16 protein-coding genes and 6 pseudogenes are annotated in these 23,024 nt (G+C 70.8%); 17 read left to right on the forward strand and 5 right to left on the reverse strand.

The window, feature by feature from the left end; all coding sequences use genetic code 11:
- The first annotated feature begins 25 nt into the window (after nt 1-25).
- The 6 genes and pseudogenes from ACFWBF_RS09800 to ACFWBF_RS09825 all read left to right on the forward strand — a co-directional run.
- On the forward strand, nt 26-1,582 hold the full coding sequence (locus ACFWBF_RS09800) for a sigma-70 family RNA polymerase sigma factor (RefSeq protein WP_385597883.1): 1,557 nt from the start codon (nt 26-28) through the stop codon (nt 1,580-1,582).
- A gap of 435 nt (nt 1,583-2,017) precedes the next feature.
- Nucleotides 2,018-4,222: a non-reducing end alpha-L-arabinofuranosidase family hydrolase gene (locus ACFWBF_RS09805; protein ID WP_385597886.1), complete on the forward strand. Its 2,205-nt coding sequence runs from the start codon at nt 2,018-2,020 to the stop codon at nt 4,220-4,222.
- 123 nt (nt 4,223-4,345) lie between these two features.
- Nucleotides 4,346-4,549, forward strand: a pseudogene (locus ACFWBF_RS09810) (ATP-binding protein); the annotation flags it as partial.
- Between the two features lie 11 nt (nt 4,550-4,560).
- Nucleotides 4,561-5,586, forward strand: a complete 1,026-nt coding sequence (locus tag ACFWBF_RS09815; protein ID WP_385597889.1) for a non-reducing end alpha-L-arabinofuranosidase family hydrolase — start codon at nt 4,561-4,563, stop codon at nt 5,584-5,586.
- 437 nt (nt 5,587-6,023) lie between these two features.
- Nucleotides 6,024-6,314 (forward strand): annotated as a pseudogene (locus ACFWBF_RS09820) (beta-galactosidase); the annotation flags it as partial.
- 157 nt (nt 6,315-6,471) lie between these two features.
- A pseudogene (locus ACFWBF_RS09825) lies at nt 6,472-6,699 on the forward strand (beta-galactosidase); the annotation flags it as partial.
- A gap of 57 nt (nt 6,700-6,756) precedes the next feature.
- On the opposite strand, the pseudogene ACFWBF_RS09830 reads toward ACFWBF_RS09825, so the two are convergent.
- A pseudogene (locus tag ACFWBF_RS09830) lies at nt 6,757-6,984 on the reverse strand (beta-galactosidase trimerization domain-containing protein); the annotation flags it as partial.
- Here ACFWBF_RS09830 and ACFWBF_RS09835 point away from each other — a divergent pair.
- On the forward strand, nt 6,980-7,348 hold the full coding sequence (locus ACFWBF_RS09835) for a GNAT family N-acetyltransferase (RefSeq protein WP_385597892.1): 369 nt from the start codon (nt 6,980-6,982) through the stop codon (nt 7,346-7,348). The pseudogene ACFWBF_RS09830 and the gene ACFWBF_RS09835 overlap by 5 nt on opposite strands.
- Before the next feature lie 31 nt (nt 7,349-7,379).
- Here the strand turns inward: ACFWBF_RS09835 and ACFWBF_RS09840 are convergent, their stop codons facing one another.
- Both ACFWBF_RS09840 and xylB read right to left on the reverse strand, forming a co-directional pair.
- A complete protein-coding gene (locus tag ACFWBF_RS09840; RefSeq protein ID WP_385597895.1) occupies nt 7,380-8,594 on the reverse strand; it encodes an ROK family protein in 1,215 nt (404 codons plus the stop codon).
- A gap of 14 nt (nt 8,595-8,608) precedes the next feature.
- Nucleotides 8,609-10,039 (reverse strand): xylulokinase, encoded by a 1,431-nt coding sequence (xylB, locus tag ACFWBF_RS09845; RefSeq protein ID WP_385597898.1) that lies wholly within the window; start codon nt 10,037-10,039, stop codon nt 8,609-8,611.
- A 92-nt stretch (nt 10,040-10,131) separates the two neighbouring features.
- Here xylB and xylA point away from each other — a divergent pair, with 92 nt between their 5' ends.
- From xylA to ACFWBF_RS09880, 7 genes and pseudogenes are all read left to right on the forward strand, one after another.
- Nucleotides 10,132-11,304 carry a xylose isomerase gene (gene xylA / locus ACFWBF_RS09850; protein ID WP_385597901.1) on the forward strand — a complete coding sequence of 391 codons (1,173 nt, stop codon included), beginning with the start codon at nt 10,132-10,134 and terminating at the stop codon, nt 11,302-11,304.
- Between the two features lie 282 nt (nt 11,305-11,586).
- Nucleotides 11,587-12,252 carry a response regulator gene (locus ACFWBF_RS09855; RefSeq protein WP_385597904.1) on the forward strand — a complete coding sequence of 222 codons (666 nt, stop codon included), beginning with the start codon at nt 11,587-11,589 and terminating at the stop codon, nt 12,250-12,252.
- Nucleotides 12,249-13,376, forward strand: coding sequence for a sensor histidine kinase (locus ACFWBF_RS09860; protein ID WP_385597907.1), 1,128 nt, complete (start codon nt 12,249-12,251; stop codon nt 13,374-13,376). The genes ACFWBF_RS09855 and ACFWBF_RS09860 overlap by 4 nt, the downstream gene beginning before the upstream one ends.
- A 79-nt stretch (nt 13,377-13,455) precedes the next feature.
- Nucleotides 13,456-14,724, forward strand: a complete 1,269-nt coding sequence (locus tag ACFWBF_RS09865) for a cation:proton antiporter (RefSeq protein ID WP_385597910.1) — start codon at nt 13,456-13,458, stop codon at nt 14,722-14,724.
- Between the two features lie 352 nt (nt 14,725-15,076).
- A pseudogene (locus tag ACFWBF_RS09870) lies at nt 15,077-15,268 on the forward strand (DUF418 domain-containing protein); the annotation flags it as partial.
- Nucleotides 15,269-15,454: 186 nt separating this feature from the next.
- Nucleotides 15,455-15,694, forward strand: a complete 240-nt coding sequence (locus ACFWBF_RS09875) for a hypothetical protein (RefSeq protein ID WP_385597913.1) — start codon at nt 15,455-15,457, stop codon at nt 15,692-15,694.
- A 133-nt stretch (nt 15,695-15,827) separates the two neighbouring features.
- Nucleotides 15,828-17,615 (forward strand): ABC transporter ATP-binding protein, encoded by a 1,788-nt coding sequence (locus ACFWBF_RS09880; RefSeq protein ID WP_385597916.1) that lies wholly within the window; start codon nt 15,828-15,830, stop codon nt 17,613-17,615.
- A gap of 70 nt (nt 17,616-17,685) precedes the next feature.
- On the opposite strand, the pseudogene yicI reads toward ACFWBF_RS09880, so the two are convergent.
- Nucleotides 17,686-19,317: pseudogene (yicI, locus tag ACFWBF_RS09885) on the reverse strand (alpha-xylosidase); the annotation flags it as partial.
- A gap of 267 nt (nt 19,318-19,584) precedes the next feature.
- Between yicI and ACFWBF_RS09890 the strand changes: the two are divergent.
- From ACFWBF_RS09890 to ACFWBF_RS09900, 3 genes are all read left to right on the forward strand, one after another.
- Nucleotides 19,585-20,490, forward strand: a complete 906-nt coding sequence (locus ACFWBF_RS09890; protein ID WP_385597919.1) for an expansin EXLX1 family cellulose-binding protein — start codon at nt 19,585-19,587, stop codon at nt 20,488-20,490.
- A gap of 125 nt (nt 20,491-20,615) precedes the next feature.
- Complete coding sequence (locus ACFWBF_RS09895; RefSeq protein ID WP_385597922.1) at nt 20,616-21,149, forward strand: SigE family RNA polymerase sigma factor; 534 nt, start codon at nt 20,616-20,618, stop codon at nt 21,147-21,149.
- Nucleotides 21,146-21,988 (forward strand): hypothetical protein, encoded by an 843-nt coding sequence (locus tag ACFWBF_RS09900; RefSeq protein WP_385597925.1) that lies wholly within the window; start codon nt 21,146-21,148, stop codon nt 21,986-21,988. Before ACFWBF_RS09895 ends, ACFWBF_RS09900 begins: the two co-directional genes overlap by 4 nt.
- A 115-nt stretch (nt 21,989-22,103) precedes the next feature.
- Here ACFWBF_RS09900 and ACFWBF_RS09905 read toward each other — a convergent pair whose 3' ends face one another.
- Nucleotides 22,104-23,015, reverse strand: a complete 912-nt coding sequence (locus tag ACFWBF_RS09905; protein ID WP_385597928.1) for a DUF4436 family protein — start codon at nt 23,013-23,015, stop codon at nt 22,104-22,106.
- Nucleotides 23,016-23,024: the final 9 nt, after the last annotated feature.

Consider the following 23,024-nt stretch of genomic DNA (forward strand, 5'->3'; position numbering starts at 1 on the left):
GATCGCTCCCCTGAGGGAGGTTGGAATGGGACTCATGGATGCGGACCACGCGGGGCTGGTCGTCGCGGCGCAGGCCGGTGACGATCGAGCGCGCGAGGAGCTGATCGCCGCGTACCTGCCGTTGCTCTACAACATCGTCGGGCGAGCGCTGAGCGGACATGCCGACGTTGACGACGTGGTCCAGGAAACCCTGCTGCGCGTGGTGCGGGACCTGCCTGCCCTGCGTTCCCCGGAGAGCTTCCGGTCCTGGCTGGTGTCGATCACGCTCCGCCAGATCAACACCCACTGGCACCGGCAACGCGCCTTCGCCGACCGGACCACGGTCATCGACGAGGCACTCCAGATACCGGACGCCGACGCCGAACCTGAGGACCTGACGATCCTGCGTCTGCACGTGTCGGACGAGCGCCGTCAGGTTGTCGAAGCCGGCCGGTGGCTCGACCCGGACCATCGGGTGCTGCTGTCGCTGTGGTGGCAGGAATGCGCCGGCTCGCTGAGCCGTGACGACATGGCCGCCGCGACGGGGCTCACTGTCGCCCACGTCGGAGTACGCCTGCAACGCATGCGCGAGCAGCTGGAACTGAGCCGGACGATCGTCGCCGCGCTGGAGGCCGACCCGCGCTGTCCGCAGTTGGACGAGACCGTCGTCGGCTGGGACGGTCTCCGTGCATCGGTGTGGCGCAAGCGGATCGCGCGGCACACCCGCGGCTGCCCGGTCTGCATGGCGACTACGACACAACGGGTTTCGGCCGAACTGCTACTCCTCAGCGTCGTGCCGCTGGCCGTCCCGGCCGGACTCATCGCCGCGCTGGCCGCCAAGGGCCTGCTGTCGGGTAAGGCCGCGAGCGCCGCCGGGCTGGCCATGGCACCCGTCGCCGTCGGCACGGCGACGGGGGGAGGCAGTCTGCACAGCGCGCTGATCGGCAAACTCCACGCGGTGACCGCTCATCCGCTGGTGAGCCTCGCCACCGGCGCCGTGCTCATCGCCGGGACCGCCACCTACGCGACCTGGCCCGAACCGGCGCACCGGGTGCCCGGCGTCATCGCCGCTCCGACGGTCGGCAATCCCACGCCGACACCGTCGCGCACCACCACGTCGGCCGGACCGTCCCCGGTGAGTCCGTCCGCCGCAGGCACTGTTCCGCTGGGCGCACAGTCGCTGGAGTCCGTGGACGAGCCCGCCCTGTACCTCACGTACGCCGACGACTTCGCGACGCTCGGCCGAGTCTCGGCGTCCAGCAGCGTGCAGACACGGCAGCGGGTCACCTTCACGGTCATCGGGGGGTTGGCCGACACACGGTGCGTCACCTTCCGCGCCGCCGACGGCCGCTATCTGCGCCATCGTGACCTGCGGCTACGACTGAGCACCAACGACGGCAGCGAACTGTTCCGTGAAGACGCCACCTTCTGTCCGCACCCCGGGTCGGTCACCGGGTCGGTAACCCTGCACGCGCACAACTATCCCGGATCGGTCCTCCGCCACCGCGACGGTGGCATCTGGCTCGATGGCTCCGACGGCACTCGGGCCTTCGCCGGCCAGGCTTCCTTCATCATGCGCAGGGCCTGGGCCACCGCTCCTTGATCCGCCACGGCAACCGACCGCGGGGCTTGGCATAACGTTTTTTGCCTGCGAGATGCATCACTGAGCAATCGTGCGGACGGCGCGACTTTTTTGTTACGAGACCGCGAGTTCGGAGGCCTCCATAGCGTGGGGTGCCCTTCCCGCCGCTCACCATGCGTGCCGGCTTGGGAGGTTCCCCGACTTCCCCCGTCGACGCATCTCCTGAAGAAGGCCCTCCCATGACGCGACACACGAACACGGCACCCAGGGTGACCCGCGCCCCCCGAGGAGAATCATGAAGGGCCTGCACCGGCTCGGCCGGCGTCGCCGGACATTGACGATAGGGCTGTCGGCCGCGGCGCTGGTGGCCGGAGTCGTGCGCTCCTCCCCAGCTCCGCCGGAGCCGCGAACCTGGGTACGCAGGCGGCCCCCTCGGGCAGGTACTTCGGCACCGCCGTGGCCTCCGGCAGGCTCGGCGACTCGACGTACGCCGCGATCTCGGACCGGGAGTTCAACATGATCACCCCGGAGAACGAGATGAAGTGGGACGCCATCGAACCGTCCCGCGGCAATTTCAACTTCGGCCCCGCCGACCAGATCGTCAACCATGCGGTGGCACACGGCCAGCGCATGCGCGGCCACACCACGGTCTGGCACTCGCAGCTCCCGTCCTGGGTCAGCTCCATCGGCGACGCGAACACGCTGCGCAGCGTGATGAACAACCACATCACCACCGAGATGACCCACTACAAGGGCAAGATCTACGCCTGGGACGTGGTCAACGAGGCGTTCGCCGACGGCTCCACCCAGCACCGCGGCTCGGTGTTCCAGAACGTGCTGGGCAACGGCTTCATCGAGGAAGCGTTCCGCACCGCCCGGGCGGCCGACTCCTCGGCCAAGCTCTGCTACAACGACTACAACATCGAGAACTGGTCGGACGCCAAGACCCAGGGCGTCTACAACATGGTCAAGGACTTCAAGTCCCGCGGCGTACCCATCGACTGCGTCGGGTTCCAGAGCCACTTCAGCGCCGGCGGCCCGCCGTCCAGCTTCCAGACCACCCTGTCCAACTTCGCCGCCCTGGGCGTTGACGTCCAGATCACCGAGCTGGACATCGCCGGCGCCTCTTCCACCCACTACGCCAACGCGGTCAAGGCCTGCCTGGCCGTGGGTCGGTGCACCGGCATCACGGTATGGGGCATCCGCGACAGCGACTCCTGGCGCAGCGGCGACAGCCCCCTGCTGTTCGACAACAACGGCAACCCCAAGGCCGCCCACACCGCCGTGGTGAACGCGCTCAAGGCCGCCCCCGGTGCCACCGGCGGGACCGGTACCGGAGCGATCAAGGGCGTCCCCTCCGGTCGGTGCATCGACATCAACGGCTCCACCACCGCCAACGGCACCCAGGCGCAGCTGTGGGACTGCAACGGCCAGGCCAACCAGCGCTGGACCTACACCTCCGGCAAGCAGCTGATGATCTACGGCAACAAGTGCCTGGACGCCAAGTCAAAGGGCACCAGCAACGGCACCGCTGTGGTCATCGAGGACTGCGACGGCAGCGCCGGCCAGCAGTGGAACGTCAACACCAACGGCACGATCGCCGGCGTCCAGTCCGGGCTGTGCCTCGACGCCGTCGGCGCGGCCACCGCCAACCGCACCAAGATCCAGCTGTACTCCTGCTGGACCGGCACCAACCAGCAGTGGACCGGCCTGTCCGGAACGTCGACCCCGACAACGCCCACGCCGACGCCGGGCAGCACGTGTGCACTTCCGTCCACGTACCGGTGGACGTCGACGGGTGCGCTGGCGCAGCCGGCGAACGGGTGGGGCTCGGTGAAGGACTTCACCAACGTCGTGTACAACGGCAAGCACCTGGTCTACGCGTCGAACACCTCGGGATCTTCGTACGGCTCGATGATGTTCAGCCCCTTCGCGAACTGGCCGGACATGGCGTCGGCCGGCCAGACCGGGATGAGCCAGACCGCGGTGGCGCCCACGCTGTTCTACTTCGCGCCCAAGAAGATCTGGGTGCTGGCGTACCAGTGGGGTGCGTGGCCCTTCATCTACCGCACGTCGAGCGACCCCACCAACCCCAACGGCTGGTCCGCGCCGCAGCCGCTGTTCACCGGCAGCATCCCGGGCGCCGCCCCGATCGACCAGACCCTGATCGCCGACGACCAGAACATGTACCTGTTCTTCGCCGGTGACAACGGCAAGATCTACCGGGCGAGCATGCCGATCGGGAACTTCCCGGGCAACTTCGGCTCGACGTACACGACGGTCATGAGCGACACCGTGAAGAACCTCTTCGAGGCGCCGCAGGTCTACAAGGTTCAGGGCCAGAACCAGTACCTCATGATCGTTGAGGCTCGGGGTGCGAATGAGCAGCGCTACTTCCGCTCGTTCACGGCCTCCAGCCTGAACGGTTCGTGGACCCCGCAGGCCGCCAGCGAAAGCAACCCCTTCGCGGGCAAGGCCAACAGCGGTGCCACCTGGACCAACGACGTCAGCCACGGTGACCTGGTCCGCAACAACCCCGACCAGACCATGACCATCGACCCCTGCAACCTGCAGTTCCTCTACCAGGGCAAGTCCCCCACCGCGGGCGGCCCCTACGACCAACTCCCGTACCGGCCGGGGCTCCTCACCCTGCGGCGCTGACCTGCCCGATCCACGCTGATCGTGATTCGGGGCGAACCGAGGAACCCCAGCCGTGCGTCGGCTGGGGTTCTTCCCTGGAGCCGTAGACCTTTGCGCGGGCATGCGTACCCGGCCCGGGGGTCGCCGATCAGGCTGCGGCTGGTTCGCGATACTTCCCTGTTCTGGGAGGTCTGCGACGCGAGCAACACCGCTCCGCACCTACGCCGGGCCCGCGCCTTCGACGAGGGCGGCCGGGGCCTGTTGCTCGTCGCCCAGCACACCCAGGGCTGGGGCACCCGGCAGACCACCAGCGGCAGGACCATCTGGTGTGCGCAGGCCCTTCCGTAGCCGAGCCGCGCGTGGATCACCAGCCTGTCGGCAGCAGCGCGCTGCCGTCGACCTTCCGGTGGTCCTCCAGAGGCGTCCTCGCCGGTCCGAAGCCGGACGCCCGGCACGCGGACGTGGCGGCGATCAAGGACTTCTCGATCGTGCGTTACAACAACCAGTGGCTGACCTTCGCGACCACCCCCAGCCCGTCCGGCTGGGGTCTGGCGCAGTTCAGCTTCAGCGACGCCGCACTCGCCGACGCCTCACTGACCCGCTACCGGCCCAACGTCGTGACCCTGGAGATCGGCACCAACGACCTCAACGGGAGCTACCAGCCCGCCACGGCCGCCGCCCGGCTCAAGTCGCTGGTCAACCAGATCACCGCCGCCGCCCCTGACGCGACCGTCCTCGTGGCCTCCCTGGTCGTGTCCACCAGCGGCTCGGAGGAGCAGTACCGTGCCGCGTACAACCAGGCCGTCCCCCAGATCGTGAGCGAGGCACAGGCCGCGGGCAAACACGTCGCGTACGTGGACATGAGCAGCCTGACCACGGCCGACCTGGCCGACACCCTCCATCCCAACGACACGGGCTACCAGAAGATGGCAGACGCCTTCCACCGCGGCGTCCAGGCCGTGGACGCCGCCGGATGGCTGAAGAACCCGGCCCCCGCCGCCGCACGCGTGGAGTCCGGCATCAGCGGCAAGTGCCTGGACGTCAACGGCGCCGGCACCGCCGACGGGACCGCTGCCCAGATCTGGGGCTGCAGCGGCGGCGCCAACCAGCTCTGGTCCGCCTACACCGACGGCACCCTGCGCTCCATGGGCAAGTGCCTCGACGCCGCCGGCGGGGGCACCGCCAACGGCACCAAAGTGCAGATCTGGGCCTGCCACGGCGGCGCCAACCAGGTCTGGCAGCCCTACAACGGCGGCTACCGCAACTCCGCCTCCGGCCGCTGCCTCGACGACCCGGGGTTCTCCACGACCGACGGCACGCAGCTCCACCTGTGGGACTGCCAAGGCAGCTCCAACCAGAAGTGGACCACGCTGACCGCCGGATGACCCCCACTCCCGGGAGATCGGCGCGTGGTCGTACAGCGGACCTCGCGCCGTCCAGCGTGTTCCGAACCCGGGTGTGGAGCTGGATCTGAAGCATGGATGTCGAAGCGCTTCGACACCGCTTAACATCCTGATGGGTCGTCAATAGTCGTTAGAGGTACCCCTCTCCTGGCGGAGACCTCGTTTCATACGAAACTTGTCCGTTACTTTTTGTCGCCTGAAGTGCAGCGCTTCGACAGCCGTCACAGGAAGGCCGTCGCCGAGCGCTGCGTCCATCGACTCTGACGCTTCGCCAGAAGACGACTCGACTCTCCGTACCCGAGGAGCCAATGGTCATGACGACTCGCAGCATCAGCGACCGCCTGGGTGGCCTGGCCTTCGGCGGGGACTACAACCCCGAGCAGTGGGACGAGCCGGTCTGGAAGGAGGACGACGAGCTCATGCGCCGGGCCAGGGTCAACCTGGCCACGGTGGGCGTCTTCTCGTGGGCCCTGCTCGAACCGGAGGAGGGACGCTACGACTTCACCTGGCTCGACGCCCACATCGACCGCCTGCACGCGAACGGCGTGGCCGTCGACCTGGCCACCCCGACCGCTTCCCCGCCGCCCTGGCTCACCCTGGCCCACCCCGTTGCGCTGGCGGTCCGGGCCGACGGCACCCGCCTCGTCCACGGCAGCCGCGACACGTACTGCCTCGCCTCCCCCGCCTACCGCAGCGCGGCCCGCCGGATCGCCTCCGCGCTCGCCGAGCGGTACGGCGACCACCCCGCCCTCGCCCTGTGGCACGTGCACACGAGTACGGCACGCTCTGCTGGTGCGACCACGCGGCCGCCGCGTTCCGGGTCTGCCGCCGCGCGCGACGCAGTACCACAAGAACCCCGGCCAGACAGTGGACTTCCACCGCTTCTGGGGCGACGAGATCATCGCCGCGTACTGCGAACAGCGCGACGCGATCCGCGCGCACAGCGACCGCCCTGTGACGACGAACCTGATGCTGCCCTACTACCTGAGGCTCAACCTGTGGGCCTTCGCACGTGAGCTCGACGTCGTCACCTCCGACCAGTATCCGTCCGAACCGGGCCTGGACTCCTCCGCCCACGTCGCCTTCTACGCCGACCGCTCCCGCTCCCTCGCCGGCGGCCGCCCGTGGCTGCTGATGGAACAGGGAACCAGTCGCCTGCCAGAGGGCTCGGTGCCAGGCGCGCAGGATGTCCGGGTAGTCCACCTGGTCGGACGGGCGGCCGTCCTGGGCGCCCGCCCATCAGGCGTTCCAGTCGTGCAGGACCGCGATGTCCGCGGTGATGTTCCGGCCGGTCACCTCGGAGGCGATCCGCTCCAGCTCCGCGCCGAGCTGCTTGACCTCCTGGTAGGTACGGCCCTCCTCCCCGGCATGGCTGATGACCTGTCACCTTGAACCGGAGCTCATCGAGGTGCCGGCCGGTTACACGCTCACCCGTTGGACCCGGGGCGGCGTCAGCCGGGTGCTGGTCCGCACGCGCGACGGGCACTTCGCCGCCCGTGGACAGATCGCCCATGTCGGCGACCACGTCGTGGTCGACCAGGTCGAGAGCGCCGCCGAGCACCGGCGCAAGGGCCTCGGCCGCCTGGTGATGCGCACGCTGCGGAGCACCGCGTACGAGGCCGGCGCGAGGACGGGCGTCCTGGTCGGCACGCCCGAGGGCCGGGCGCTCTACTCCTCGCTGGGCTGGACCGTGTGCTCCCCGATGACGAGTCTCTGGTACGAGCCGTCGGATGCCGCCCAGTGAGCTGAGTCTGATGCACCGGACCGCCACAGCACTAGGAGCGGTCAGGCAGGCGGGTGGGATCGGCGATGATCCGCCGGACGGTCGACCATGCCGCGCCCAGCACCGGTCCGCGCCGCCCCAGGGCGGAGGGTCGGACCGCCTCCGGGGTCCAGGGTCTTACGGTGATCCGGTCGGCGAGTTCGGCGCGTATGGACGGGAGGAGCCAGTCGGCGAGTTCGGCGTAGGCGCCGCCCAGAACGAGGCCGTCCGGGTCGATCAGGTTCACCGCCGAGGTGAGGGCAAGGCCCAGCGCCCGTCCCGCACGGTCCAGGGCGCGCAGGGTCGCCGCGTCCCCGGCACCTGCCCGCTCGGCCAGCAGGGCCACCGGGTCGCCGACGTGCGCGAGCCCGGCCTCGCGCAGCACGGCCGCTTCGCCCGCGTACTGCTCCAGGCAGCCGCGTGCCCCGCAGGCGCAGCGGGCGCCCTCCGGGTGGACGGGCAGGTGGCCGAGTTCGCCCGCGAAGCCGCGGGCGCCCCGGAACAGTTGCCCGCCGACGACCAGTGCGGCACCGATTCCGGCCTCGGCGGAGACGTGTACGAAGGTCTCGGCGGGGTGTCCCTGGTGCCACTGCTCGGCCAGCGCCCCGAGGTTTGCCTCGTTCTCCGGCTCGGGCACGGTGTCGGGGTCGGGCCAGTGGTCGGCGGGGCGGACGGCTTGCCAGCCGAGGTTGGGGGCGTTCGCGACCAGCCCGCTCGGCTCGTTCGGCACCACCCCGGGCACGGCCAGTACACGGCCCGCGACGCGCAGGCCGAGGGCGGCGGCCTCGGACTCCGCCTCGGCGCCCAGGGCGGCGGCCTCCGCCAGCACCTGCCCGGCCGGCCGGCCCGCGTTGGCCCGCTCCACCCGACGCCAGACCCGGGGTTCACCGCGCAGGTCCACGACGCACGCGGCGAGATGGGTGACGCCGACCTCCAGGCCGAGGCCCGCGGGACCCCGGTCGCTCAGCTCCAGCGCCCGTCCGGGGCGGCCGACCCGTCCGCTGGGCGCGGTGTCCGTCTCGGTCAGCGCTCCGCGACCGATGAGCTCGTCGACCATGGAGGAGACGGCCGGCCTGGTCAGGCCCGTGTGCGCGGCGACGTCCGCCCGGGAGAGCGGGCCGTGCGCGGCGACCGCGCCGATCACCACCGCGAGGTTCTGCCGACGCATCCCCTGCTGCGAGGCGGGCACGGCCTCCACGCCCCCGCTCGCCCTGCCGATCCCCGCCATTGAGCCGACCCTCCCTATCGTTCTGCCGGCGGGAGCTCCTGCAAGGCCCGCGCCCGCCGCAGCGTACTGGTGATCCGTTCGAGCGTGTCCTCGTCACGGGTCACGGGTTCCAGCACCCGGCCCTCGGCGGTCCCCCAACGCCGGGCGACGGCGTCGGCAGGCTCACCCGTGAGCAGTGCGGCGGCCTGGGCGGCGGCCCCGAGCGCGACCAGTTCCCGGGCCTCGGGCACCTGGACCGCTCGGCCGGACAGTCGCAGGACGGTCCGCTGCCAGGCCCTGCCGCGGGCTCCGCCGCCGATCAGCAGCAGCGGTTCGTCGAGGGCGGGGCTCTCGCCTCCGGCGCGCAGCACGTCGTCCAGGGCCGCGAGCAGGGCCTGGGCGGCGCCGTCGTAGGCGGCCTGGAGCAGCTGGCCCGGCGTGGTGTCGTGGCGCAGGCCGTGGACCAGGCCGGAAGCGCCCGGGAGGTCCGGAGTGCGCTCGCCGTCCAGATAGGGAAGCACCACCACCGTGCCGCCTGCCTCGACGTCCTCGCGGTCGCGGCCGACGAGGGCGGCGAAGCGGTCGACGGCGAGGGTGCAGTTGAGCGTGCAGGCGAGCGGCAGCCAGCCGCCGAGGGCATCGGCGAAGCCGGCGACGGTTCCGCTCGGGTCGGCGGGCCGGGTCCGGCCGACGGCGTAGACGGTACCGGAGGTACCGAGGCTCAGCACCGGCCGTCCAGGGGTCAGGCCCAGCCCGAGGGCGGCGGCCATGTTGTCACCGGTCCCGGTGGCCACCAGCGCGCCCTCGCGCAGGGGCATCCCGGCCCGGACGGCGCCCGCCCGGGCGCCCGGCGGGAGGACCTGTGGCAGCAGCCCGGGGTCGAGGCCGATCCGGCCGAGGACGTCCTGGTCGTAGCCGTCCGGGCCCCACCAGCCGGTTCCCGACGCGTCACCGCGGTCCGTCACCGCCTCGCCGGTCAGCCGCTCCGTCAGGAAGTCGTGGGGAAGCCGGACAGCCGCGACGCGGTCGGCGGCGGCACGCTCGTTCGCGTGCAACCAGGCCCACTTGGCGGAGGTGAAGGCGGCCGTCGGGACGCTGCCGGTGCGGCGGGCGAGCTCTGCCGGGCCGAACGCGGCTCCGAGTTCGGCGGCCTGTGGGGCGGAGCGGACGTCGTTCCACAGCAGCGCCGGGCGCACCGGCCGGCCGGCCGTGTCGAGGGTGACCAGGCCGTGCTGCTGGCCGGCGATCGAGCAGGCGGCGGCGCGATCCGCCCAGCCGGTGCCCGCCACGGCCTCGCCGAGCGCCGCCCACCACTGTTCGGGGTCGCTCTCGCGTCCGGCGCCCGCGCTGACGGCGTGCGAGGCACGGCCCTCGCCCAGGACGGCGCCGGTTTCCAGGTCGACGGCGAGGGCCTTGGTGGACTGGGTCGAGCTGTCGACACCGATCACGACACGCTGAGCAGACATGCGTTCCTCCGGTGGGGTTCCTTCTGGCGTCGCGGCATACTAATTTGTTTTTCGTCATTACAAATAGACCTCGGCCTGATCCGGAGCGCCTCATGAGCAGCGACCCGCTCGTCCCCACCCCCGCGCACAGGTTCACCTTCGGCCTGTGGACCGTCGGCTGGCAGGGCCGGGACCCCTTCGGCGACGCCACCCGATCCGCCCTCGACCCGGTCGAGACCGTGGAGCGGCTGGCCGAACTCGGCGCCTACGGCGTCACGTTCCACGACGACGACCTGATCCCCTTCGCCGCCGGCGACACCGCCCGCGAGCAGGCGGTCAAGCGGTTCCGCACCGCACTCGACACGGCCGGGCTGAAGGTGCCGATGGCCACCACCAACCTCTTCACCCACCCGGTGTTCAAGGACGGCGCCTTCACCGCCAACGACCGTGACGTCCGCCGGTACGCGCTGCGCAAGACGATCCGCAACATCGACCTGGCCGTGGAACTCGGTGCCTCGGTCTACGTCGCCTGGGGCGGCCGCGAGGGCGCGGAGTCGGGCGCGGCCAAGGACGTGCGCCTCGCCCTCGACCGGCTGAAGGAGGCCTTCGACCTGCTGGGCGAGTACGTCGAGAACCAGGGTTACGACCTGCGCTTCGCGATCGAACCCAAGCCCAACGAGCCGCGCGGCGACATCCTGCTGCCCACGATCGGCCACGCCCTGGCGTTCATCAACGAGTTGGACCGGCCCGAACGGGTCGGCCTCAACCCGGAGGTCGGCCACGAGCAGATGGCCGGGCTGAACTTCCCCCACGGCATCGCCCAGGCCCTGTGGCACGGCAAGCTGTTCCACATCGACCTCAACGGCCAGACCGGCATCAAGTACGACCAGGACCTGCGCTTCGGCGCGGGCGATCTGCGCCAGGCCTTCTGGCTGGTCGACCTGCTGGAGTCGGCCGGCTACGACGGCCCCCGTCACTTCGACTTCAAGCCGCCGCGCACCGAGGACGCCGCCGGCGTCTGGGTCTCGGCGGCCAGCTGCATGCGCAACTACCTGCTCCTGGCGGAGCGTTCCCGCGCCTTCCGGTCCGATCCGGAGGTCCAGGCCGCGCTCGCCGCCTCCCGACTGCCCGAACTCGCCCTCCCCACCGCCGAGGACGGCCTGGCCGGGCTACTGGCCGACCCGTCCGCCTTCGACGAGTTCGACGTCGATGCCGCCGCCCGCCGCGGCATGGCCTTCGAACAGCTGGACCAGCTCGCCCTCGAACACCTCCTCGGCGCCCGCTGAGCCGGTGTGCCCCTGAGTCGGGCCGTGCCGCCCCACGACCCGGCTCCGCTACGCCCGGACACCGGCAACAACACCGCGACGGTAGCCACCCGCATCGCCTGATCCGGGACTGACCCGAACCCTGCCGGTCGGCGCGGTGTCGGACACGTACCGCTGCCTCCGCCGACTGGCGGGAATGGGCCCCCCGACCGGCTGGAACCGGGCGCGCGACCTCTCCGGATCCGGTGGGGGACCTTAGGGTCGAGCAGGACAGGGATCGATTGACGACGGGGTGCGACGCACGTGATTCGGGTAGTGGTGGTGGATGACGAGGCGCTGGTCCGATCCGGTTTCGGCCTCATCCTGGGCGCGGCACACGACATCGAGGTCGTCGCCACGGCGACGGGCGGGGACGCCCTCGACACGGTGCGGGAACACCGTCCCGATGTCGTCCTCCTCGACATCCGGATGCCGGACGTGGACGGCCTCACGGTTCTGGCTCAGCTGCGCGCCCTGCCCGCTTCCCCCGCTGTGGCGATGCTCACCACTTTCGACACCGACGAGTACGTCCTCACGGCCCTCCACTCGGGCGCGGCCGGCTTCCTCCTCAAGGACACCGAGCCGGATCAACTGGCCCAACTCGTCAGGACGTTGGCCGCCGGCGGCGTGGTGATGTCCCCCAAAGCCTCCCGGAGCCTGCTGCGCACGCATCCTGCTGCCGGGCCTGCGGCCGTGGACGAGGAAGCGGCCCGCGTGAAGCGGCTGAGCGACCGGGAGCGGGACGTGCTCGTGCTGCTGGCGCAAGGTTTGTCCAACGCCGACATCGGAACCCGTCTGCATCTGGGCACCGGCACTGTCAAGGACCATGTCAGCGCCATCCTCACCAAACTGCGGGTGACCGGCCGGGTCCAGGCGGCGCTGCTCGCCCAGCGAGCCGGGCTGCTGGATGCCGGCCAGGAAGGCCGATGAGCGCCGCGCCCGAGAGGAAGCGGCTGTGGAACCGGGTACCACCACCTGCGCGGGATGCCGGTCTGGTCGCCCTCGCCGCGCTGGACGCATGGCTCAGCCTCTGGAACGGCACCCCGCTCGGCCTCGCACTCGCCGCGATCGCCTGCGGCGCCCTGGCCCTACGTCGGCGGTTCCCGCTGGCCGTCTTCCTGCTCACCCTGCCGGCCACCCTGTTCCAGGACATCCTGGTCGCCCCGGTCGCCGCCCTGTACACCCTGGCCGAACGCTCGCGTGACCGTCGCCTGCTCGGCGTATGCGCCTTCTTGTCCGCGATCGCCATGGCGGTGCAGCCTCCGCTGAACGGTGACCCGTCGAGCAGCCGGGCATGGACGCTGATCTTCTTGCTGTACAACCTGGCGACGGCCACCGCGCCGGTCCTCCTGGGGCAACTGGTCCAGGCACGAAGGGACTTGGCACGGCGTCTGGTGGAGATCGAGGAAGCGCGGGAGCACGAGCGCGAGCTGCACGCACAGGCCGTCCTGGCCCGAGAACGCGCCCAGCTGGCCCGCGAGATGCACGATGTCGTCTCCCACCAGGTCAGCCTGATCGCGATTCAGGCCGGAGGCATGCAAGTGGCGGCCAAGGACGCCGGCAGCAGGGAAGCAGCGCGCACCATCCGCTCCCTGAGCGTGGATACGCTCGACGAGCTGCGCACCATGGTCACACTGCTGCGCGCCTCCGGCGGAGCCGCGACGGAACTCACCCCGCAGCCCACCCTCGCCGACCTGCGCAAACTGGTGGCGTCCAGCGGCATCGAAGCGGAGCTCACGGGCGATCTCCCAACCTCTGTGGGCACACCCGCCCAGCGCGCTCTGTACCGCACGGTGCAGGAAGCGCTGACCAACGTCCGCAAACACGCCCCCGGAGCCACGGCGACCGTCGAGCTGTGGCACGACGGCGACGACGTCGGCGTGACGGTCACCAACAGCCCGCCGTCCCGCCCCTCCCTGCCCCTGCCCGGCGCACACCAGGGCCTGTTGGGCCTCAAGGAGCGCGCCGACATCCTGCACGGCACCTTCGAGTCCGGCCCGACCGGCGAGGGCGGCTACCGGGTCCGGATATGCATCCCCTCCCGCACAGACTGACGCGCGCACCGCGCCGACGCGAACCGGGCCGACTCCCTCTTCCCTCTGTTCTTGCCGTTGTCCCGAAACCGGAATCCACATGATCTCCACCTTGATCGTGATTACTGCTGCGGCCGCCGGGTGGTCGCTCGTCGCCGGATGGCTGGAGCAGCGGCACGTCAGGGCCCCTCTGGTGCTGGTCCTCGCGGGGATCATCACCGGGATGTGCACCCAGAGCGAGATCGCCGCCACCTTGAACTCCCAGATCGCCCAGCACGCGGCCGAGGTCATCCTGGCGGTCCTGCTCTTCGTTGACGCGACCGAACTGCCGGGCGGACGACTGTTCGGCAGCGACCCCGGCGCGGCCGCCCGGGCACTGCTGGTGGCGCTGCCCCTGAGCCTGGCCGCGCTGGTCCTGCTCGGCTCGCTGCTGCTGCCCGGGCTGCCCGCGGTGCTCCTGCTGCTGATCGCATGCATCGTCGTCCCGACCGACTTCGCCCCGGCCGAGACACTGGTACGCGACACGCGCATCGCCGCACGGGTACGCAACGTCCTCAACGTGGAGAGCGGCTACAACGACGGGATCGTGTCGCCCGTCTTCCTGTTCGCGCTGATCCTGGCCGGTTCGACCTCACAAGCCCACACGCCCATGCAGGCACTCGGCACGGCCGTTCCGTTCGCCGCGAAGGCACTCGCCGTCGGCATCACGCTGGGGCCGCTGCTCGGGTGGCTGATGAACTCGGCCGACCGTAAGAACTGGATGACCGCACAGTCACGCCGGATCCTCGTGCTGCTCGCACCCCTGCTCGCCTACACGGTGACCGTGGCGGTCGGCGGCAACGGCTTCGTGGCCTCCTTCGTCTGCGGAATCGCCTTCCGTTACGTCCGCCAGGCCCCGACCCGGCAACACGACGCCCAAGCCCCCGACGCCTCGGACTTCCGGCTGATCGAGGACACCAACTCGATCATGACCATGTGCATGTGGTTCTTCTTCGGAAACGCCGTGGTGCTCACGCTGGACGGCGGCGTTGACTGGCCCACCGTCGCGCTGTGCGTCGCCGCCCTCACCGTCGTACGCATCGTTCCGATCCTGCTCGCCTTCCTCGGCTCGGACTTCACCTGGCGCGAACGGCTCATGCTGGGAGCCCTCGGACCACGCGGCACCACCTCGATCGTGTTCGGACTGATCGCCTTCAACGCCCTCCCCGACGGGCCCTACGCGGATGCTGCCCTGTACGCCATGACACTCACCGTCCTCGGCAGCGTTCTGCTCCACGGCGTCGGCTCGACCCCCTTCGCCCGCCTGCTCACGCGCCCCTCGGCTCCGTCTTCCCCCAAGGCCACAACCGCGGAGCGGAAACGGCCATGACCCGGCGCGAGGCTGAGACAGAGCCTGGGCCCCGCCCCCCTCCAGCCGGCGCAGCCACTGGCTGGTCGTATGCCCCGGCCCCTCGGACCGCCACCCGGCGGGGCGCGGCCACCCGGGCATGACCACGCTGCTCAGTACTCCGCCGGACGCGGAGGTATCCCGGCACCTCCGACCCGCCAGGGGCCGCTCTCCCTCCACCAGTGCTGCGCACGGGCCGCCGCCTGGTTCCTGACCCGGTGGACGCCCAAGACCTGCTCCTCGACGTCCTCGGCATACTGACACCCGGCAGCGCAGCATCGTCGTACTGCGCCACTGGGCGCAGCTGAGCATCGAGGAGACCGCGCAACTGCCCGTCGGCCACTTCGTCGCGCAGTCCGTGCTGCCCATGCCCGGCGGGACCGACCCCCAGCAGTCCTGGGTGCCGCTGCTCGTGTTCATCCTCGGGGCGATCGTGTTCGCCGCGATCTGGTCCCGCTTCTTCCGCCGCGGACCGCTGGAGTTCCTGCTCAACGCCGCTACCAAGCCGGCGAAGTACATCCGATGAGAACCGGCCGGGGTGCCTCGCCTGCATCTCCCGCCCCGGCCTGGACGGCACACCCGTCCTGAGAGTGGCTCAGTCCCTGTCAGTGGGCATACCAGCCACTTGGGGGGTCTGCCCCAGCCACCTGGGGGGCGGGGTCCGGATGAGTGCCGGATACGCGTGGGCCTGCCGCTCGACCAGCCTGGACGCATGGACGACAAGCGAGTGGACCGAGAAGGCCGCGCACCGGCCCCGGCCGCCCCCGGCACGCAATCCTGCAAGGGGTGCGCGACGGGCAGGTGCTTGCCGCAGGGACATCTCAAGGGCGGCTGGGAAGCCGGCCTCATCGTTTTCCTCGCGACGGCCGGAGTCCTGGCCGTCGTCCGGCCTGATCTGTACGCCGGCCTGGTCCATCACGCCGGGGCGATCTCCGCAGGGCTGTCCGGCTGAGCCAGCACTTCGACCCCCCTTGACGCGCGGGCACGACCTGGTGCTCAGCTCAGCGCCGCGACCGCAGTGACCGGACCACCGGACGACCGGACGACCGGACGACCGGACGACCGGACGACAAAAGGACCCGACCATGACCGCGACCGACCCGTCGGCCGCCGACTCCGCACGCCTGACCGCCTCGGAGACGTTCAAGGCGATATACACCTATTTCCGACCGCACCGAAAAGCCGTCGCGCTCGCCGCCCTGCTCACCCTGATCGGGGCCACTGGCGGCCTGCTACAGCCCTTGGCCACGAAGGTCCTCGTGGACCGGCTGTCATCCGGCGAGACGATCGCCGGGATCCTCCTCGCCCTCACCGCACTCGTGGTGGTGGGCACGGCGATGGGGGCCCTCGGGGTCTACACGCTCGAACGGACCGCAGAGTCCGTCGTGCTGGCCGCCCGCCGCACCCTCGTCGGGCGACTGCTGCGACTGCGTCTCACGGAGGTCGAGCGGACCCAGCCGGGCGACCTGATGTCCCGGGTCACCTCCGACACCACGCTCCTGCGCGCCGTCACGACCCAGGCGATCGTCAACGGTGCCACCGGTGCCGTGACCCTGGCCGCGGCCGTCGTCATGATGGCGCTCATGGACGCCGTGCTGCTCGGCGTCACCCTGGGGGTCATCGTGCTGAGCGGCGGGGCCGTGGCCCTGATGATGCCCAGGATCGCGCGGGCCACCGAGCGTTCGCAGGAGGCGGTCGGGGAGGTGTCCTCCGTTCTTGAGCGGATGTTCGGCGCGCTGCGGACGGTCAAGGCGTCAGGTGCCGAACAGCGCGAGACCGCGCTCGCCGACGCGGCGCTGCGGCGGGCCTGGCGGCACGGCGTGACGAGTGCGAAGTGGGAGTCGTTGGCGGAGGCGTCGGTCGGTCTGGCCGTGCAGCTGTCCTTCCTCGCGGTACTCGGCGTCGGCGGGGCACGCGTGGCCTCCGGGGCGATCCCCGTGTCCACCCTGATCGCCTTCCTGCTCTACCTCTTCTTCCTCATCGAGCCGGTGGACAGGCTGACCGAGGCAGCCTCCAAGTACCAGGAGGGATCAGCGGCCATCGCCCGCATCGCCCAAGTGGAGCGGCTTGAAACCGAGCCCCTGGAACAGGAGCACCCCGAGCGGCCCGGGACATCGGCGGCGGCCGACGGCCCGGCGTCGGTCCGCTTCGAGGACGTGAGCTTCCGCTACCGCGATGACCTTCCGCCCGTCCACCACCAGGTCGACTTCGAGGTGCGGAGCGCCGGGATGACGGCTTTCGTCGGCCCCTCGGGGGCGGGCAAGTCGACCGTCTTCGCGCTGATCGAGCGGTTCTACGAGACGACCGGAGGCCGGGTCCTGGTCGACGGCAAGGACGTCCGGGACTGGTCGCTGCCGGAGCTGCGGGGCGCCATCGGATACGTGGAGCAGGACACGCCGGTCCTGGCCGGGACCCTGCGGGAGAACCTGGTCTTCGCGGCGCCCGACGCCACCGACCAGGACGTCCGCGACGTCCTGGCCCAGGCGAAGCTGGACACGCTTGTCGAGCGCCTGCCGGACGGCCTGGCAACCCCGGTCGGACACCGCGGCACCAAGCTGTCGGGCGGCGAACGGCAACGCATCGCCATCGCCCGCGCCCTGCTGCGCAAACCCCGGCTGCTGCTCCTGGACGAGGCGACCTCGCAGCTCGACGCCGTCAACGAACTGGCGGTACGCGACGTCATCACGCAGGCCGCCCAAACGACCACCGTCCTCGTCGTGGCACACCGTCTCTCAACGGTGACCCACGCCGACCGGATCGTGGTGATGGACGCAGGACGCGTACGCGCGGTGGGCACCCATACGGAACTGCTCGACCAAGACAGCCTCTACGCACGCCTGGCGGCCACCCAGTTCCTGGGGCCGACACGGTGACCCCGCACCGTACGACGGGCGGCGCGAGGGGCTGCCCGCAGCCGGGCGAGACGAGGAGCGGCCGCCCGGCTCAGGCCGGGCAGGCGACGCCGGTCTCCAGGGTGCCGGCTGGCTGGACGTGGACGGTTCCGGACGGCCCGCCGAACCGGAGCTGCCAGAGATGCGGGCTGTCGGTGGTCACGTGGAGGCGGTCGCCCCGGCGGCGCAGGTGGAAACGGGCCACCTCGCCGGGGCCGTCGCAGCGCGGGATCACCACGGTGCGCTCGGCGCCGTCGGCGAAGGCGTGTACCCGCAGTTCGACACCGTCCACCCAGGCGGACACCGGGCGCTGGTCGTCGGCGGCGAGCGGGATGACGGAGTCGGGGCGGGCCAGCAGCGGCAGGGTGTGGAAACCGTGCTGTTCGCGGACCCAGCGGGGACCGGTGATCTGAGCGCCGGTCAGAACGTTCGTCCACGTCCCTTCCGGCACGTAGTACTCGACCGTGCCGTCGTCGGTGAAGACCGGGGCGACGAGCAGGTCGTCTCCGAGCAGGTACTGCCGCTCGAGCGCGGCGGCGGCGGGGTCGTCGGGGAATTCCAGCACCATGGCGCGCATGACGGGGATGCCGGTGGTGTGGGCCTGTTGGGCGGCGCGCTGGAGGTAAGGGGCGAGGCGGTGCTTGAGCAGGGTGAACTCCCGGGTGACCTCGACGGCCTCCTCCCCGTAGTCCCACGGGACGCGGTAGGACTTGCTGCCGTGCAGGCGGCTGTGCGAGGAGAGGAGACCGAACTGCACCCAGCGCTTGAAGACGGTGGGGGTCGGAGTCCCCTCGAAGCCGCCGATGTCGTGGCTCCAGAAACCGAAGCCGGAAAGGCCGAGGGAGAGCCCGCCGCGCAGCGACTCGGCCATGGCGTTGAAGTGCGATTCGCAGTCGCCGCCCCAGTGCACGGGGTACTGCTGGCCGCCGGCGGTGGCGGAGCGGGCGAAGAGCAGTGCCTCGCCCTCGCCGCGTTCCGCCCGCAGCAGGTCGAAGACGGCCTGGTTGTAGAGGTGGGTGTAGTAGTTGTGCATCCGCTCGGGGTCGGAGCCGTCGTGCCAGACGACGTCCGTGGGGATGCGCTCGCCGAAGTCGGTCTTGAAGCAGTCCACGCCCTGGTTGAGCAGCGTCTTCAGCTTGCCGGTGTACCAGTCGCGGGCGGCCGGGTTGGTGAAGTCCACCAGAGCCATGCCGGGCTGCCACAGGTCCCACTGCCACACGCTGCCGTCCGGGCGCCGCACCAGGTAGCCCTCGCGCATGCCTTCCTCGAACATCACCGACTTCTGCGCGATGTACGGGTTGATCCAGGCGGAGATCCGCAGTCCCCGCTGCTTGAGGCGGGTGAGCGTGCCGGCCGGGTCGGGGAAGGTGTCGCAGTCCCATGCGAAGTCGCACCACTGGTAGCCGCGCATCCAGAAGCAGTCGAAGTGGAAGACGCTCAGCGGGATGCCGCGCTCGGCCATGCCGGCGACGAAGCGGTTGACGGTGGCCTCGTCGTAGTCGGTGGTGAAGGAGGTGGTCAGCCACAGGCCCAGCGCCCAGGCCGGGGGCAGGGCGGGGCGGCCGGTGAGCGCGGTGTAGCGCTCCAGGATCTGCTTCGGGGTCGGGCCGTGGACGACGAAGTACTCAAGCGACTGGTCCTCGACGCTGAACTGCACGTGACCGACCGACTCGGAGCCGATCTCGGCGCGTCTCCGCGCGGCATCCGTGCCGCCCGGCCCTTTTCCCCGCACTCCCCCGCCATGCCCCAGCCGTAGCCGTGGCCGTGGCCGTGGCCGTGGCCGTGGCCGTGGCGCCGACCGTGTGCCGCGCGCGACTCCCGGCGGGAATCCGCGGCAACCTTTTCGCATCCTGCGGCAACCAAGCAGTGCACCTCGACTCGAATCTTCGAACGGACGGACATGCACACTGCACGGCAGGCCGCGCGGCAGCGCAGACGTAGGCACAGGCTGATGATGGGAACGGCGGTGATGCTGACCGCCGCGGGCGTCCTCTTCTGCCTGGTGACGGCCGTGCTCCCCGGCCACGAGGCCGAGGCCGGGGCCGACGTGGCGGCCCCCGCCGCCACCCAGGTGGGAGCCACGTCCCCGGCCCCGACGAGCCCCGCGCCCCCGACGGAGAGCTCGCCTGCCGCGGAAACCCCGACCGCGGCCGCCAGTACGACCACCGCGGCGCCCCAGCCCTTGGCGAAGACAACCCCACAGTCGGCATCCACCACCACCGGCACCACCACGGCACCTTCGGCAGGACGCATCCAGCCCGAGACCACCTACAAGGGCGTCGCCACCGCCTACGCCGCCGGCGACGGCAACGGCGCCTGCCTGTTCGGCCCGAGCGACGACCTCATGATCGCGGCGATGAACACCACCGACTACGAGTCGTCCAGGGCGTGCGGCGCGTACGTGCGCGTCCGCGCCGCGAACGGCGTTTCGATCACGGTCCGGATCACCAACGAATGCCCGCTGCCCTGCGCACCCGGACAACTGGACCTCAGCGAACAGGCCTTCGCGAAGCTGGCCGATCCCAAGGTCGGCCGTATCCCGATCACCTGGAGCCTGCTGAGCCCCCACGCGTCCGGCGCACTCTCCATCCGGTACAAGACCGGTTCCAGCCCCCACTGGTGCGGCATCCAGGTGATCGATCACCGGAATCCGGTCGCGCGGCTGGAGGTACGCACCGAGAACGGCTGGCGGAGACTGCCGCGTACCGAATACAACTACTTCCTCTCCGCCGACGGCAGTGGGTGCGGCGGCGCGATGAGGATCACCGACATCTACGGAGAGCAACTGACGGTCGACGGGACCTCGCTGCTACCGAACGTCGCACAACGGACCCGGGTCCAGTTCGCCCCGCACTGATACCGCACCGCGGCCGGGCGGCGGCTCCGGTGGGGCGGATCGCAGCGCTCCGGGTCGTACCGGGCGCTGGTACGCTGCCGCCCGGATGTTAACGCACACATTTGCGGAAGGGGCGACCGTCGGACATGGTCCTCGATGACGCGTCCGCGGAATTCCACGACTTCTTCGAACGCCACTACGCCGAACTCGCCCGGTTCGCCCATCTCCTGACGGGCGAGGCGGACGGCGGCGACGATCTGGCCGCGGACGCCCTGATCGCACTGTGGCAGCGCTGGGACCGGCTGCGCCAGGCCGAGTACCCACTCGCCTACGCCCGCGGCGTGGTCGCCAACCTGGCACGGTCACGGATCCGCAGCGCGGTTCGCGAGCGCCGCCGGATCGCCCTGTTCTGGTCCCGCGGTGCGGAGCCGTTGGACGGTCCGGACGTGGCCGCCGTGGTGGACGTGCGCACTGCTCTCGCCCGGTTGCCGTTCCGGAAGCGGACGTGCGTGGTCCTGCGGCACGCCTTCGACCTGTCGGAGAAGGACACCGCTCTGGCGCTCGGAATATCGGTCGGTACGGTGAAGAGCCAGACCTCGAAGGGGATGGCCGAACTGGAACGGATGCTCGGCAGCACTGGAGCGGCCGGGGAACTCTTGGCGGGGAGGAGGAGCCGTTGAACGAGGAACTCACCGGGCGGCTGCGCACAGCCGCCGAGGCCCACCAGCCCGACCGCGCCCGGATCCTGGCACGCGTGGAACGCGGCATGTCCGGCGCCCCCGACCGCCACCGCGAGTCGTCCGGCGCGGGGCCCTGGCCCAGGGTCGCGCTCGCCTCCCTCGCCGCGGCCGGGATTCTGGCGGTCGGTGGTTTCGCCGTCGCCGCCATCGTCCAGTCCCCGCCCGCCCGGCCGGACCTCCCGGCCACCCCCGCCGCGCCGTCCACGCCGTCCACGCCATCCGCGTCGTCCACGCCGTCCGCGCCGTCCGCGTCCGGGACTCCCCACTCCACGCCGTCGGTGCCCGCCACCGGCGGCCCGACCGCGCCGGACCGCCCGTCCTCGACGAGCCCCAGCCCTGCGGTGTCAGGCGGCGCGGGCTCGGCCCGGCCCGGCGGCACGCGCGTCCAGGACGGACCTCTGTGGTCGGCCGGCTCCTTGGACCCGGGCAGCAACACTTACTGGGCGCAGAGCGACATCACCCTCAAGACCACCCAGCCGCTCACCGCGCTCACCGTGGAACTGCGCATCACGCAAACCGGCGGAGTGCAGAGCACCGGCAACTGGCGGACACTGCCCGCCGACGATTTCACCGTCACCGTGCAGCACGAGGGCGGAGCAGTGGTCTACCGCTGGATCCTCAAGCCGGGCCGCACTGTCCCGGCCGGACAGCATGTCTTCGCCGGCCAGTACAACCACGCCGCCGGCGAGCGCGAGGCCGGGCACGACGGCTACCGCGTCGACGCCAACGGTCCCCGCGGCGCCCTCGCGGTCTGGGGCGGCTTCACTCCGACACGATGAGGGCCGGTGAGCAGACCGAGGAGGCCGGTTTCTCCACCCCGGACAAGCCCATGGAGCGATCACCGTGACGCCCGCCTCTTCGCCGGGACGTCCGACTCGCGCAGACGTACGGCGCCTACCTGGGCATCGGACCTGTCGTCCCCGCATCGCGGTCGTCGTGCTGCAGGGCGGTGCGCACTCCGGTGATGACCACGGCGATCAGGCAGAGGGCGATGACCGTCTCGGCCCACAGGAAGGCGAACCAGTCCATCACGCAGCCGATCGGGGGCGTGCCGGGAGCATTGTTGCGGAACGCCGAGAGGGCGAACAGGGTGGCGGCCATCCAGCCGAGGGCGGCCCAGACCAAGCCCTCTCTGCGGGTCGTCATGTACCAGGCCCCGATGAGCACGGAAGCTGCCAGCGCCCACATCACGATCATCATGAAGACCGCGAAGACGAGCAGGCTGCCCGATCGGGCCAGCCGCAGCGCCGTGCCGGCAGCCTCTTGCCCGGACGGGGCGGGTGTCGCGGAGATCGAGAAGAGCGTGTCGCTGTTGGAGAACAGCACCCGCACTGGCACCTGCTTGCCGTCCAGCTGTGCCCAGAATTCGATGTCGGTCTCGTAGGTGTCGAACGGGTAGTCGCTGATCGATCCATCCGTGATCGCGACCTGCACGTCCCTGATCGTGAGCCGCTCGTGCGCCTTGAACTCCAGATCGCCGAGGGTCTGCGCGGAGGTCTGGAGGCTGAGATCAGCCACCGGAGCGGTCCCGCCCTCCTCACCGAGGGTCCCGCGCGCAATGACCCGGACCCGCAGGGCCAGCTCTCTGGCCGCAGCGTCGACGCGTTGGACGTCGGCCTCCACGTCCACCCGGTCGGCGGCCTGGGATCCGACGGTGTGGACCGTGTCGAGCGCCTGCCGCTCGGTGAACTGCAGCCAGGACCCCACGGCCACCGCCACCACGATCAGGAGCACGAGGGGAAGCAGGACCGGCAGCAGCGAGGCCCCCGAGCGATACGGAAGACGGGATTCCCAGGTTGGGGCCATGATGACTCC

The sequence above is a fragment of the Streptomyces sp. NPDC060028 genome, assembly GCF_042736725.1.
Classification (GTDB): domain Bacteria; phylum Actinomycetota; class Actinomycetes; order Streptomycetales; family Streptomycetaceae; genus Streptomyces.